This is a genomic window from Paenibacillus sp. J31R98, assembly GCF_056269245.1.
Genome location: NZ_JBWDNO010000004.1, coordinates 40,978 through 55,778 on the forward strand (window position 1 = coordinate 40,978; position 14,801 = coordinate 55,778).

Here is a 14,801-nt window from a genome sequence, read left to right on the forward strand (position 1 = left end):
TAACAATCATATAGCCCTATCGAGTCATGCCCACCTCCTTATTCTGGGCTATACTCCTCAATAGAGAATAATGAGGAGGGGCAATCCCAAATGAAAAAAATCAAGAAATGGTCCGTGCTTGGCCTAACGGCACTATCGCTATTCCTGTTCGCAAGCATCGCAAGCGCGCACGTTACGGTACAGCCGCCAACGGTGGAACAGAACAGCTATCAGGTATTCGCGGTCCGCGTGCCGAGCGAGAAAGAGAACGTAACGACTACGGCTGTTAAAGTAAAAGTGGCTGATGGCGTGAAAGTAAGCCGTGTTGAGCCGAAAACAGGCTGGAAATACGAGCTTGAACGAGATGCAAGCACGAAGGCGATCACAGCGATTACATGGACTGCTGAAGGCGCAGGCTTGTCGCAGACTGAATTTACGGAGTTCCGCTTATCCGGCAAAGTAGCAGAGGATGCAACGCAGCTTGTCTGGAAAGCTTACCAAACTTACAGTGACAAGTCGGTAGTGGAATGGGTTGGCGGCGATGGAGCGGAATACCCGGCTTCCGTAACGACGGTTACAGCGGCGGCTGCAGGCGCAGGGGACGGTCACGGCGGCGGTACATCTGCAGTAGAGCCAGCAGGCGACGCAGCAACGACGTCTAGCGATGCGTCTGCACCGGAAACAGCGGCGAGCGCTGACAGCGATTCAAATTCGTCTGATACGTTCAATCGCATTCTGTCGATTGTAGCTGTGGTGCTTGCGGGCTCCGCATTCGTCGTTGCGGTAACACGGAAGAAACGTTAATCCAGGCTTTTCGCGGAGAAGACTTGCGCAGTGACAGTGTAATTACTTATAATAGAAGTCACATATATGTCAATGCGATGAGGAAGAAGAGTACGCAGTGCTTTCTTAACAGGGAGAAGACGCCATAGATTGAGAGCGTCTTTAGGAAATCAGGCTGCCGAAGTTCACTTCCGAGCAGGCTCTTGAAGGGGCGGCTGCAGGTCAGCTGCGCTTGGTAGAGAGTACCGGCTTTCCGGCCGATATCCGGAGTTTGAGGAACTTTTCTCGCGAGGTTGATTGCGGAGAAGTTCGAATTAGGGTGGTAACACGGTTCTTTCGTCCCTTACGGGGAGAAGGGACCGTTTTTTTATTTGTTTAAGAGAGGGATGGTCAGAAGATGAAAGAGCGTTTGGAAGCATTGCGCGCCGAGGCGCTGCAGGAGCTGCAGCAAGTAGCCGGGCCGCAGCAGTTGAATGATTTGCGGGTCAAGTATTTAGGCAAGAAAGGCGCGCTCACCGAAATTCTTCGCGGCATGGGCGCTCTGAGCGCTGAAGAGCGTCCGGTTATCGGGCAAGTCGGCAATGAAGTTCGCGCTGCCATTGAAGAAGTCATCGAGACGAAGCAGGCTGCATTCCAGCAAGCTGAGACGGAGAATCGCCTGCGCGAGGAAACGATCGATGTGACGCTGCCAGGCAAGAAGCTCGGCACAGGCTCGATTCATCCGCTGAATAAAGTGGCGCAGGAGATCGAGGATGCTTTTATCGGCATGGGCTATACGATTGCGGAAGGTCCTGAGGTCGAGTCCGACTTCTATAACTTCGAAGCGCTGAACCTGCCGAAGAACCACCCAGCTCGCGACATGCAGGATTCGTTCTATGTAACGGAAGATATCCTGATGCGTACGCACACATCGCCGGTGCAAGTTCGCACGATGAAAGCGATGAACGGCAAGCCGGTTAAAGTTATCTGTCCGGGCAAAGTATATCGCCGCGACGATGACGATGCGACGCATTCGTTCCAGTTCAATCAAATCGAAGGTCTCGTTATCGGACCGAACATCCGCATGAGCGATTTGAAGGGCACCTTGCTTCAATTCGTGCAGCAAATGTTCGGCAAGCAAGCGCAAATTCGTCTGCGTCCGAGCTTCTTCCCATTCACGGAGCCGAGCGCTGAAGTGGATGTGACTTGCGTACAATGCGGCGGACATGGCTGCCGGATGTGCAAGCAGACCGGCTGGCTTGAAATTCTCGGCTGCGGCATGGTTCACCCTCGCGTGCTCGAGATGGGCGGCTACGATCCGAACGAAGTCAGCGGCTTCGCATTCGGTATGGGTGTAGAGCGTATCGCGCTCCTCAAGTACGGCATCGACGATATTCGTCATTTCTATACGAACGATCTGCGCTTCCTAAGCCAGTTTGTCCGAATGTGAGAGGGAGGTTAACTAAAGATGAATGTTTCTTATAAATGGCTAAGCGAATATATAGATCTGAACGGTTACAACGGCGAGCAGCTGGCTGAACTGATGACTAGCGGGGGCATCGAGATCGATGTCGTGGAATCCCGCAATAAAGGCGTTAAAACCGGCGTTGTGGTCGGTCACGTGCTTACTCGCGAGAAGCATCCCGACGCGGATAAACTGAGCGTATGTACGCTTGATGTTGGCGGCCCGGAAGTGCTTCAAATCGTGTGCGGCGCGAAGAACGTTGCGGCAGGACAGCTCGTTCCTGTAGCAACAATCGGCTCCGTGCTTCCAGGCGACTTCGCAATCAAGCGCGCTAAGCTGCGCGGCGTTGAATCCCAGGGTATGATCTGTTCGGCGAAGGAACTTGGTCTTAACGAGAAGCTGCTTCCTAAAGAACAGCAAGAAGGCATTCTTGTTCTGCCTGAAGGAACAAAAGTAGGCGCGTCCATTCTTGATGTGCTGGCAATTGATGATGAAGTACTAGAACTTGACCTCACGCCGAACCGCTCGGACTGCCTCAGCATGCTTGGCGTTGCTTATGAAGTAGGCGCACTGACAGGCCGAACAGTCAAACTGCCTGACAACCGCGTGAGTGACGCGGCAGAGCTGGCTTCTGCGCATGTGTCCGTTCGCATTGAAGCGAAGGAACAGTGCTCGCACTACTCTGCACGTTATATCAAAGGCGTGAAGATCGGTCCTTCTCCGCAATGGATGCAGAACCGTCTGATGGCGGCTGGCATTCGTCCGATCAGCAACGTCGTTGACATCACGAACTACGTGCTGCTCGAATATGGCCAACCGCTGCACGCCTTCGATGCGGATAAAGTGGCAGGAGGACGTATCGTTGTCCGTATGGCGCGTGACGGCGAAGTGCTTGACACGCTTGACGGCCAAGAGCGTAAGCTCGATTCGAGCATGCTTGTCATTACGAACGGCAGCGAACCAATTGCTCTTGCTGGCGTAATGGGCGGCGCGAATTCGGAAGTTACAGACGGTACGGTGAATATCCTTCTGGAATCAGCTCGCTTCGATGGCGGCACGATCCGCAAGACGTCCCGCCAAGTGGGACTTCGTTCGGAATCAAGCGTTCGTTTCGAGAAGGGCGTAGATCCGGCTCGCGTCGTGCCTGCGCTTAATCGTGCAGCAGCTCTGATGGAGAAGTATGCGGACGGTCTTGTGCTTGAAGGCATCGTCGAAGAGCTTACAGAGCAGCCGAAACAGACCGTTGTGAGTGTATCTCTTCATAAAATCAACCGTTACCTTGGCACGGATCTTTCGAAGCTTGAGGTTGAGACGATCTTCGGCCGTTTGCAATTCCCGTTTGAATTGTCCGCAGAAGGGGTATTTACCGTTCAGACGCCTTCGCGCCGTGGCGACATTACGCGTGACGTTGATATGATTGAAGAGGTAGCCCGCCTGTTCGGTTACGACAATATTCCGACGACGGCCATTGAAGGCGCGGCAACAACAGGCGCGCTGACGAAGCCGCAGGCAATTCGCCGCGAGCTTCGCAAACGTCTGACAGACGCAGGCCTTCATGAAGTGATCAGCTACTCGTTCACGCATCCAGACCGCACGAAGCTGTTCCCGGCTTTGACAGGGTCAGACCTGTTCCCTGTTCGTCTCTCACTTCCGATGAGCGAGGACCGCAGCGTGCTTCGCACAAGCCTGCTGCCGCAATTGCTGGAGACGGCGACATACAACCGCAACCGGAAGAATGACGATGTCGCAGTCTTCGAGATCGGCAGCGTCTTCCATACAGATGAGGCGGAGCTTACGCGTTTGCCGCATGAGAAGCATCGTTTGGCGATTTTGCTCACGGGCAACAAGAATGTTGCGGCATGGAATCGCAAAGCGGAAGCGTATGACTTCTACGATATCAAAGGCATGATTGAGACGATCACGGATCTGCTTGGCGTCAGCGGCGACATCAGCTACGAAGCCGCACAGCCGGAGCATATGCATCCGGGCCGTACGGCAGCCATTGTGTACGCTAGCGAACGCGGTCCGGTAACAATCGGCTACATGGGCCAATTGCACCCTACGACGCAGAACGATCACGATCTTGGCGATACGTACGTGCTTGAATTGGAGCTTGCGCCGCTGTATGATGCAGCGAGCTTCGACATTGTTTACAAAGCGCTGCCTCGCTACCCGGCGATGGAGCGTGACATTGCAGTTGTGCTGAACCGCGAGGTGGAAGCAGGCAAGCTTGTTGGTACTGTTCGCGAGACGGCAGGCGAGCTGCTCGAGTCGGTTCGCATCTTCGATATCTATACGGGCGAGAAGCTCGGTGCTGATAAGAAGAGTGTCGCATTGTCGCTCGTATACCGCCACGCGGAGCGCACATTGACGGATGAAGAAGTAACGGAGCTGCACGGCAAAGTTGTCGCAAATTTGGAACAATCTTTTGCAGCAGAATTGCGTAAATAGGCAGGAGATGCCGGAAGCCGCATCGAATTAGTTCTTTGCCAAGCAAAAACGGATATTGTCTATTTCTTGAATAGGCAAAACGTGCTGCGAGGCCCAAGAACGAATATTCGATGCGGCTTTATCCTATTTGTCAGACTTTGTATTGATCGGGGGCAGAATAGTCGTCGGTTATTGCTAAAAAAGCATGTGGAAGATGGCAACGATTGTCGCATAGAACTGTAGTTTGGACTTATGAACCTATAGGAGGAACACCCCTATGAACGCTGCCGATCGGACACGAGTAACGGTTGATATATACGGTAACCAATTTAAACTGGCAGGACATACGAATCCCGAATACATCAAGCGTATTGCCGCGCTTGTTGATGAGAATATGAACAAGCTGGCTAAAGGCTATCCAATGCTGGATTTGCCGAAGATTTCCATGCTTGCAGCAGTACATATGGCTGAAGATGTTTTCCGGCTGCGCGGCGAGAACGAGCGCATGCATGAGATTGAGCAGCGCCGCAAGGAAGCGGTAGCTGAGCTGGAGCAGTTAAAGCTGCTGCTTGACGAGCTACAGAAGCAGTTCGATGCAGAACGAGTGAATGCGGAAGAGACGCTTGCGAGCGAGCGTAAGAACGCGGAAGAAACACTCGTATTCGAGCGTGAGCTGGCACGTGAGGAACTCGAGAGATTGCGCGGCGAACTGGAAGCGAAGCTGGCGAATGAGCTAGGTGCAGCAGCGGCAGAACAAGAGCGAGTGCGGAGCGAGCTGGAAGCGCAGCTGGCGAGTGAGCGTGAGGAGGCAGCGGCAGAGCAAGATCGGGTGCGAAGCGAGCTAGAAGCGCAGCTGGCGAGTGAGCTTGGTGCGGCAGCAGCAGAGCAAGATCGAGTGCGAAGCGAGTTGGAAGCGAAGCTGGCGAGCGAGCGTGAAGCGGCTGCGGCAGAGCAAGATCGAGTGCGAAGCGAATTCGAAGCGGAGCTGGAGAGCGAGCGTGAGTCTGCGCTCGAAGAGCTGGAGCGGACAAGCGCAGCGCTGCAAGGTCGCATGGAAGAAGCGGTCCGCGCTGCGGCGGCAGAGCGCGAAGCGGCATCAGCGGAGCTGGCGCGGGTACGTGGCGACCTGGAAGCACTGCTGAATAGCGAGCGTGAGGTTGCTCGTGCGGAGTTGGAACGCGTGCGAGGTGAACTTGAGGCGAAGCTGACGAGTGAGCGCGAAACAGCGGCCGCAGAGCTTGAGCGAGTGAGCGGCGATCTGGAAGCGCAGCTGGCAAGCGAACGCCTGAATGCGGACGAGACGCTCGAATTCGAGCGTGAAGTAGCTCGTGATGAGCTCGAGCGCGTACGAGTCGAGCTGGAGACACTGCTGGCAAGCGAGCGCGCGGCAGCAGAGGCGGAGCAAGAGCGACTACGCGGCGAACTTGGAAGCGAGCGCGAGTCGGCGCGCGAAGAGCTGGAGCGGACCAGCGCAGCGCTGCAAGGTCGCATGGAAGAAGCGGTACGCAGCGCGGCAGCGGAGCTTGAGAGCGAACGTGAGTCGGCAGCGGCGGAGCTGGCGCGGGTACGCAGCGAGCTTGAAGAGTTGCTCGCTAGTGAGCTCGGCACAGCGCATGCGGAGCAGGAGAGCATGCGAGTTGAGCTTGAGGCGAAGCTCGCTAGTGAGCTCGACACAGCGCATGCGGAGCAGGAGAGTATGCGAGTTGAGCTTGAGGCGAAGCTCGCTAGTGAGCTCGACACGGCGCATGCGGAGCAGGAAAGGATGCGAGTTGAGCTTGAGGCGAAGCTGCTTAGCGAGCGTAAAACGGCGGCGGAGCTTGAGCAAATGCGAGTTGAGCTTGAAGCGAAGCTTGCCAGCGAGCGTGAAGCAGCGCTTGCTGAGCAAGAGCGAGTACGCAGCGAGCTAGAAGCACAGCTCGCTAATGTGCGCGAGAACGCGGAGGAGACGCTGGAGTTCGAGCGTGAAGTCGCGAGTGAAGAGCTGGAACGTGTGCGGAACGAGCTGGCATCTCAGCTGGCGAGCGAGCGCAAGACGGCGGCGGAGCTTGGGCAGATGCGAGTCGAGCTTGAGGCGACGCTTGCAAGCGAGCGCGAAGCGGCGGCGGCAGAGCAAGAGCGCGTGCGCGGCGAGCTCGAGGACGAGCGCAAGGGAGCGCGTGAAGAGCTTGAACGGACGAGCGCTGAGTTGCAAGAGCGCTTGGACGAAGCGGTTCGTGCTTCGGCAGCGGAACTCGCAAGCGAACGTGAAGCAGCAGCTGAGGCGCTGACACGAACACGCGGCGAGCTTGAAGCGAAGCTGGTAGGCGAGCGCGAGAACGCAGAGGAGACGCTGGAGTTCGAGCGTGAAATCGCGCGTGAAGAGCTGGAGCGAGTAAGCGGCGAGTTCGAGATGAAGCTGGCAGGCGAGCGCGAGGCGGCGGCAGCTGAGAAAGAGCGAGTGCGTGCCGAGCTTGAGGCGAAGCTGGCAAGTGAGCGCGAAGCAGCAGCGGCATCCCAAGCAGAGCTGGAGCGAGTATGGGTAGAGCTTACAGCGGAGCGCGAGAACGATCAGGAAGCAGCTCGCGTAGAGTTGGAGCAAGTGAAGTCAGAGCTGCAGGCTCAACTGTCGAACGAGCAAGAAGCGGCTCGCACGGAGCTTGAGCAAGTGCGCTCGGAATTGCAAGGACGACTCGAGCAGGCAATTGAGTCGGCAGCAACCGAAGCGGCGAGCGAGCGGGAGCTGGCAGCAGCGGAGCTTGCACAGCTGCGCGAGCAGCATGAAACTGCGATGGCGGAGCAGCGCTTCGAGCAGGAGCTTGAGCTCGAAGTACAAGCTATCGCGCTGCGTACAGCTCGCGAAGAGCATGAGCGGAAGCGAGCTGCGCTTGAAGAGCAGCTTGCGCAAGCGATCGAAGAGGGCCGTGCACAGCTGGCCCGCGAGCAAGAGGCGGCAGCCGCGCAGTTGGCTGAAGGCCGTGAAGCGGCAGCAGCAGAGCTTGCGCAGCTTCGCAAGCAGCTGGAAGCGGCAATGGCGGAGCAACTCTTCGAGCAGGAGCTTGAGCTCGAAGAGCAAGCTATTGCACTGCGAGCAGCTCGCGAAGGACATGAGCGCGAGCTGGCAGCACTTCAAACGCAGCTTGCAAGTGAACGTGAAGCTGCCGAAGTGCAGCTTGCAGAAGCGCTCGCTGCGCATGAAGACGAGCTTGGCAAAGAGCGTCTGATGCATGAGACGGCATCAGCTGCAGCTGCAGAGATGTTTGAAGAAACGCGAGCAGATCTGCAGCAGCAGGCGGAGCAAGCGCGCGCGACGGCGGAAGCGGAAGTAGAGCGCATTCGCCAAGCGGCGCGGGAGCGATTCGACCGCATTCGCGGCGAAGCTTCGCAAGCAGCCGCCGCGGCGGAGGAGCAGCTAGCGGAGCTGCGGCTAGCGTCGCAAGGGGAACTGGAAGCAGAGCGCGTAGAAGCCGCAGCAGCGATAGCTCAGGCGCGTGAAGAAGCAGCTGCAACGCTCGCGCAATTGCGCGAGAAGCACCAAGCAGAGTTGACGCAAGAGCGTGAGCAAGCTGCAGCTGTGCTGGAGCAAGAGCGCAATAGTGGACAAGCGCTGTTTGAAGAAGCGCTGCAAGAAGGAGCAAATGAAGCGGAAGCTGTAGCCGCTAGATATAAGCAAGAGCTGGATGCGGTTCGCGATGAATCAGAGCTGCGATATGCGGCGCTTGAAGAAGCTGCGGAGAGTGCGAAGGCTCTTTGGCAGAGCGAACGTAATTCACTCTCCACATTGCTTGAAGAAACCGGACGCGAACTGAGTGTGCTGCAAACGAAGCTCAAGGATGCAGAAGACCAGGCGGAGCTGTTCGTCTTGGAGGCAGCCGAGCAGGACGAGTCTCTGCGCAAAACCGTCAAGCGTCTTGAACAAGAGCTTTACGAGCGTGAGAACGCGGTGTCTAAGATGGAACAGGCGCTTGCCTCCTTCCAACTGGAGGACCAGCATCGCCAGGAAGCGATTCTTGAGCTTGAGGAGCAGCTGGCTGAGCTTCGTACTCAGTTGAAAGAAACGCATCAGGCTACTGAAAGTAGCACTCAGGAGCAGCATTTGCTAGCGGAGCAGCGCGATGCGCTCCAGCAGGAGCTGAAGCAGCTCGCGGAACAGAAGGAAGAGCTAGCCGGCAGACTGCAAGCCGCTGAAGATCGTGCATTCGAATGGATGCGTGAGGCTCGCCAGCATATGGCGGAAGCTGAGCGGATCTCTGAAGAAGCGTCCTCGAAGCTGAATGATCAGGTGCAGGCGGCCGAGTCCGAGATTCAGCTTGCGAAGCGGGAAGCAGCGGCCCATGCGGAAGCGGAAGCCGGCTTGCTTGAGCAGCTGCTGTTGACGGAAGAGGAAGCGAGCAAAGTGAAGCAAGAGACGTTGCAAATAAGCGAACGCCTCGCAGAGCTCGAGTCCGCGCTGCAAGAAGCGGGCCAATCCGAGCAGCAGATTCGCGAGTCGCATGCGAAGCTGCAAACGGAGCACAGCAAGCTGCAGATTGAGTACTCCAAGCTGCAAACGGAGTATAATGAGTGGATTGAGCTTATCTCGGATAATTAAGAGCAGGCTCCATAAATGCCAACACAAAGGGCTATGCACGTATGAAGGTTTCTACTGGAACCGACTCATACGGACATAGCCCTATTTTTCACGACTGATGGAATTCAATGCTTCATTAATAAGTAACGATCGAGCCCGTCACGCCGTTCTGAGGAAGCAAAGCGAGACGAATGAGCTCAGAGGTCACTTGGTGAGGATCTTTGCCTGTTGCATGCATCTCGCTGCGGATCGTGCCCGGGTTGAACGCGTTCACAAGAATGCCGAAGTCATGCTCTTCATCCGCCGTCGTCCGCGTTAGTGATTCGAGGCCAGCCTTGGATGCGCTGTATGCGGCATAACCGCCAGCGCCGTTCGAGGCAAGACCGGAAGTGATATTAATAATCCGGCCATAACGAGCCTGTCGCATAAGTGGCAGGACGCCTCGTGTCATCAGGAATGGCCCTGTCAGATTCACGCTCAGCTGAAGCGCCCACTCCGCAGCCGTCAGTTCAATGACTTTGCCAGGCTCCAGTACCGCGGCATTGTTCACGAGTATATCAATCTTACCCAGCTCGGCGATGACCCGCTCAATAGCGGCTTGTACCTGCACTTCATCCGAAGTATCGCACGGGATTACAAGTACCTTGCCTTCGCCAGCTTCACTGTTTCCAACCCGTTCCGCCGTTTCTTCAAGTTTGTGTGGCCGTCTGCCGAGCAGCACGACATGCGCGCCTTCACGTGCAAAATCAATTGCCGTTGCTCTGCCGAGTCCTGTCCCCGCGCCTGTAATTACCGCTACTTGTCCATTCAGCTTGCCCATGGAGACCACCCTTTGCATCATTGTTGAACACATCGTATCAGCATCCGGCGGACGTTGAAATAGTGCAGCTATAAGGCTTTCTTATATGTTGCTGTTGGTAAAACCAATATAGAGGCTAATTGAGGTGCTTCATCAGCTTTATTGATGGATCGCATCACGAATCGATATAAAAAAACCGTCCCTTGAAGGGACGGTTTCGGGTCTGTTATTCTACAACCAGCTTCGCAATCATCTTGGAGTGACCGCTGCCGCACATGATGTCGCAGTGGAATTCATATTCGCCTGCATCATTGATCGTAACGACCTTCGGGCTGTCGCTGTCGATCTTCAGCTCGTTCAAGTCAGACACTTCGATGCCGTGAATGCCGTCTTCCGACTTCAGCGTAATTTCGGTTGGTTCGCCTTTCTTGATCTTGTAGACAGGCTGATCGAACTCGTAACGCTTCGCTTTAATCGTGATTTTGGCGGAAGCTGCTTTACCGGTTTCCTCGACACCCGCGCCTGTATTCGTATTGCCCGATTTATTCTCGCCGCAAGCCGCCAGAACAAGAACTGCTGCGACCATCATAAAAGCAATAAGCAGTAATTTTTTCACAAGATAACCCTCCATAGCTTGGTATCAATCATGTATCTAGTATACCTTGCCATGGATAAAATTACTGTGACGATCTGTTGAATACAGCAGACTGCAGACTTAAGTGCCCATATAGACTTGCTTGTTCGTTCTGTCTATTTATTCGCGTCCAGCTTCGTATGGCGTGCTGACGGGAATGAATAGGTCGATAATCCCGATAACAAGCGCTGCCAATATTGCGCCGAGCCAAGTTGCGTGAACGCCGCCAACGATGAACTGAGCCAGCCAGATGACGAGTGCGCTGCATAAGAAGCCGACGATGCCGCGTCCGAATGGCGTAACTCTTTTGCCGAAGATTCCTTCAATAATCCAGCCAAGCGCTGCGATGACGAGAGCGAGGAATAAAGCGCTCCAGAAACCGCCGACACTGAATTGTGGAACAATATAACCGACGATCATTAATACAATCGCTGATACAATGAATCTGACTACATGTCCTAGAAAATGCATAACGGAAAACCTCCTGTACCTATTTTTTGGAAGAGCTTCCTTACTCGGAGATGGTGTTACTCCTCGTGTACATGTAGTGTTACCTTTTTTGCAACTGTCATGCATGGCAGCCTTTGCTTGTCATGGCATAGACTGCGTCCATCCGCTATAATAAGAAACGAGAGGAGTTGTGCCCGCTTGGACAACAAAATACTACAAACACTCGATTACGCCAAAATTGTAAATAAATTAGAGCAGCATGCCGCGACATCACTTGGAAAAGCAGCGGTGCAGGCGCTCCAGCCAAACTCCGATTTGGAAATGGTGAAGCATTCCCTTGCGATTACAGATGAGTCTTATAAGGCTGATCGGCTCAAGGGCAGCGCGCCATTCGGCGGCGTTGTCGATATTAAGCCAGCTCTGCTTCGTTCGAAGATTAACGGTACGCTGAATCCTGCGGAGTTGCTGGAAATTGCGGAGACCGTTCGCGGTTCACGCCGGGTGAAGCGCCATGTTGAACAGCTTCACGATGACCATTCGATTCCGCTGCTAGCGGCGATGGTCGAGCAGTTAACGGAGCATAAAGCGTTGGAAGACGCCATCTTCCTCTGCATCGATGATCAAGCAGAGGTGATGGACAGCGCAAGCATCGAGCTCGCTTCCATTCGCAGAGAGCTGCGCAGCGGAGAATCGCGCGTTCGCGAGAAGCTCGAAGGCATGATTCGTTCGACGTCCGTGCAGAAGATGCTCCAGGATGCCATCATAACCATTCGAAACGACCGATATGTTATTCCCGTAAAACAAGAGTACCGTTCGAACTTCGGCGGTATTATTCACGATCAATCGGGTTCTGGTGCAACGTTGTTCATTGAACCGGAAGCAATTGTAGTGATGAACAATAAATTGCGCGAGCTAAGGCTTGCCGAGGAGCGGGAAATTGAAAAAATCCTGCAAAAGCTGACCGCGCTGACAGCAGATTATGCCGATGATTTGATGCTGGATCTGGATGTGCTTGGCCAGGTGGACTTTGCCTTTGCCAAAGCGCGCTTAGCGCATACGATGGGTGCAACGCTGCCGCTCATGAATGACAGAGGCTTCTTGAAGCTGCGCCGCGGTCGCCATCCGCTTATAGCTCGCGAGCATGTAGTGCCGATTGATGTTGAGCTTGGCAATAACTACACGGCGATTATCGTTACGGGTCCGAATACCGGCGGTAAGACGGTGTCGCTGAAGACGATCGGTTTGCTCAGCCTAATGGCGATGTCCGGCTTGTTCGTCCCAGCCGAAGACGGCAGCCAGCTGTGCGTATTCGATGCGATCTATGCCGATATCGGCGATGAGCAAAGCATTGAGCAGAGCCTTAGTACGTTCTCCAGTCACTTAACTAATATTATCCGTATTTTGAGCAATATGACGTCGAAGAGCCTCGTGCTGCTCGATGAGCTGGGTGCAGGAACAGACCCTGCGGAAGGCTCTGCGCTCGCGATTGCGATTCTTGAGCATATCCATAAGCTTGGCTGCCGCATCATAGCGACAACTCACTACAGCGAATTGAAGGCTTATGCGTATAACCGCAAAGGCGTTATTAACGCTAGCATGGAATTTAATGTTGCAACGCTTAGCCCGACGTACCGCTTACTTATCGGCGTCCCTGGCCGAAGCAACGCGTTCGCGATTGCGGAGCGTCTTGGCCTTACGCGCAGCATCATTGATCACGCGCGCGGCGAAGTGAGCGAAGAGGATGTTCGCGTCGAGTCGATGATCGCCTCCTTGGAGGAGAATCGGATCGGAGCGGAAGCGGAACGGCAGACGGCCGAAGCGCTGCGCAAGCAGCTGGAGGCGGAGCGTGCGAGTCATGAAGCGGAGCTGCAGAAGTTCGAGGAGCAGCGTGAGCGACTGCTAGCCAAGGCGCAGGATGATGCCCGCGAAGTGATGCTGAAAGCGAAGCGCGAAGCGGAAGAGATCATCGCGGATCTGCGCAAGCTTGCGCAAATGGAAGGCGCGGCAGTGAAGGATCATAAGCTGATCGAAGCGCGCCGTAAGCTGGATGAAGCCACTCCGGAGAAGCGCAAGGCGGCAGGAGCGAAGTCGAAATCAGCGAAGCCGCAGCAAATTGAAAACGGCGATGAGGTTATGGTGTACAGCCTGAATCAGCGCGGACATGTTGTGGAGCTGTCAGGCAATGATGCCTTCGTGCAGCTTGGCATTATGAAGATGAAGGTAAGCTTAAGCGATCTGGAGCTTGTGAAGCGTGCGGAAGCGAACAAGGCGCAACCTAAGATTGCCGCAAGTCTCAAGCGTACGCGCGATGAGAATGTGCGCTCCGAGTTGGATCTGCGAGGAGCGAACCTGGAGGAAGCGATGATGGAAGTGGACCGCTTCCTCGACGAATCGTTCCTAGCCGGTTTCGGGCAAGTGTTCATTATCCACGGCATTGGCACAGGCGTGCTGCGGACGGGAATCAGCGATTTCCTTCGCAGACATAAGCATGTGAAGAGCTACCGTCTCGGCCGATATGGTGAAGGCGGCGCCGGAGTTACAGTTGCAGAATTGAAGTAACTAAGCGGGGGCATAGAGAATGGAACAAGAAATCGATCAATTGCTCAGCAATACGTTTGCGGCATCGCTAGCTTATGTATCAGTAGCGGTGCTTGCCCTGCTGGTGTTCCTGTTCTTCTTTGAATTTGTAACCAAATATAAGTGCTGGCAAGAGATCAAGCGCGGGAATATGGCGGTTGCGATGGCGACCGGAGGCAAAATCTTCGGTATCTGCAATCTGTTCCGATTCTCGATCGAAGCGAACGAAACCGTCTACCAGTCCATTGTGTGGGCGTCGTTCGGCTTCGCGCTGCTCATAGCCGCTTATTTCTTATTCGAGTTTCTGACGCCGGTCTTCCGAATCGACGATGAGATTCAGAAGGACAATAAGGCTGTCGGATTTATCGCTATGATTATATCGATATCGCTTTCTTACGTCATTGGCGCTACGATTGCGTAGCTTTCATTATTTGTTGAAAGGCTGTTGCTAAACAAATGAAATATTTATGGGGAACGCTGTTTGCGCTTGCCGCACTTTTCGTTATATTCGGCGTCGTATATTTGCTTCAATAATTTGCAGTAGGGAGAGAACCAACAATGAACGAGAAACACGAACACGATGAACATACGATCTGTCCTTGGTGCCAAACCGAGATTGTATGGGATGAAGAAATCGGACCAGAGCGCAATTGTCCGCACTGCGAGAATGAGCTGTCCGGCTACCGCACGCTTCAATTCGGCATGGAGCTGGATGATGAAGAAGCAGAGGGCACGGCAGATTCAAATGCACAAGTGGGCGAGAGTGACTGGGATGAAGAGTATGAAGATGAGACTGAACATTCCCATGACTTGTCCGAGCTGAGACCGTACAATCGTGATCAACTCGCGCTTGAAGAGACAATGAACCGTATTCTGGACGAGCAGCTGGAAGCGCCTGAATGTCCGTCCTGCCGCGAGTTTATGCTGGAAGCGGGCACGCAGACGGTGAAGGAGAAGCGCTTTACGCCCAAAGTGCCTACTGCACTCGGTGAGCCTATTCTGGCAACACCGTTCGAGCTAGTGCTTTATGTATGCCCGTCATGCTTCCATACTCAGAGCAGACTTTCGGTGAAGGCTCAGGAACGCCTGGTCAGCTTGCTAGCCAAAGCGTCGGATTTGCAGGACTAGAAGCATTTTCCGGCATGCCGCATCCCATATG

The 14,801-nt window shown here is 54.6% G+C and carries 10 protein-coding genes; 7 read left to right on the forward strand and 3 right to left on the reverse strand.

Annotated elements, in window-relative coordinates; all coding sequences use genetic code 11:
• Positions 1-90: 90 nt before the first annotated feature.
• The 4 genes from AC0YNX_RS16640 to AC0YNX_RS16655 all read left to right on the forward strand — a co-directional run bounded on the left by AC0YNX_RS16640 (position 91) and on the right by AC0YNX_RS16655 (position 9,203).
• Complete coding sequence (locus AC0YNX_RS16640) at positions 91-783, forward strand: YcnI family copper-binding membrane protein (protein ID WP_475816820.1); 693 nt, start codon at positions 91-93, stop codon at positions 781-783.
• 376 nt (positions 784-1,159) lie between these two features.
• The gene (gene pheS / locus AC0YNX_RS16645) at positions 1,160-2,191 is read left to right on the forward strand and encodes a phenylalanine--tRNA ligase subunit alpha (protein ID WP_475816821.1); all 1,032 of its coding nucleotides are present in this window, start codon (positions 1,160-1,162) and stop codon (positions 2,189-2,191) included.
• A gap of 18 nt (positions 2,192-2,209) precedes the next feature.
• A complete protein-coding gene (pheT, locus tag AC0YNX_RS16650) occupies positions 2,210-4,657 on the forward strand; it encodes a phenylalanine--tRNA ligase subunit beta (RefSeq protein WP_475816822.1) in 2,448 nt (815 codons plus the stop codon).
• A gap of 256 nt (positions 4,658-4,913) precedes the next feature.
• Positions 4,914-9,203: a hypothetical protein gene (locus AC0YNX_RS16655; RefSeq protein WP_475816823.1), complete on the forward strand. Its 4,290-nt coding sequence runs from the start codon at positions 4,914-4,916 to the stop codon at positions 9,201-9,203.
• A 115-nt stretch (positions 9,204-9,318) separates the two neighbouring features.
• Here AC0YNX_RS16655 and AC0YNX_RS16660 read toward each other — a convergent pair whose 3' ends face one another.
• From AC0YNX_RS16660 to AC0YNX_RS16670, 3 genes are all read right to left on the reverse strand, one after another.
• Positions 9,319-10,023 (reverse strand): SDR family NAD(P)-dependent oxidoreductase, encoded by a 705-nt coding sequence (locus AC0YNX_RS16660; protein ID WP_475816824.1) that lies wholly within the window; start codon positions 10,021-10,023, stop codon positions 9,319-9,321.
• Positions 10,024-10,207: 184 nt separating this feature from the next.
• Entirely contained in the window at positions 10,208-10,597 is a 390-nt protein-coding gene (locus AC0YNX_RS16665; protein WP_475816825.1) for a cupredoxin domain-containing protein, read from the reverse strand.
• A gap of 138 nt (positions 10,598-10,735) precedes the next feature.
• Positions 10,736-11,086 (reverse strand): phage holin family protein, encoded by a 351-nt coding sequence (locus AC0YNX_RS16670; protein ID WP_116189405.1) that lies wholly within the window; start codon positions 11,084-11,086, stop codon positions 10,736-10,738.
• A gap of 177 nt (positions 11,087-11,263) precedes the next feature.
• Here AC0YNX_RS16670 and AC0YNX_RS16675 point away from each other — a divergent pair, with 177 nt between their 5' ends.
• From AC0YNX_RS16675 to AC0YNX_RS16685, 3 genes are all read left to right on the forward strand, one after another.
• Complete coding sequence (locus AC0YNX_RS16675) at positions 11,264-13,624, forward strand: endonuclease MutS2 (RefSeq protein WP_475816826.1); 2,361 nt, start codon at positions 11,264-11,266, stop codon at positions 13,622-13,624.
• 19 nt (positions 13,625-13,643) lie between these two features.
• Positions 13,644-14,063 carry a DUF350 domain-containing protein gene (locus tag AC0YNX_RS16680; protein ID WP_475816827.1) on the forward strand — a complete coding sequence of 140 codons (420 nt, stop codon included), beginning with the start codon at positions 13,644-13,646 and terminating at the stop codon, positions 14,061-14,063.
• Between the two features lie 137 nt (positions 14,064-14,200).
• Complete coding sequence (locus AC0YNX_RS16685) at positions 14,201-14,770, forward strand: hypothetical protein (protein WP_475816828.1); 570 nt, start codon at positions 14,201-14,203, stop codon at positions 14,768-14,770.
• Positions 14,771-14,801: the final 31 nt, after the last annotated feature.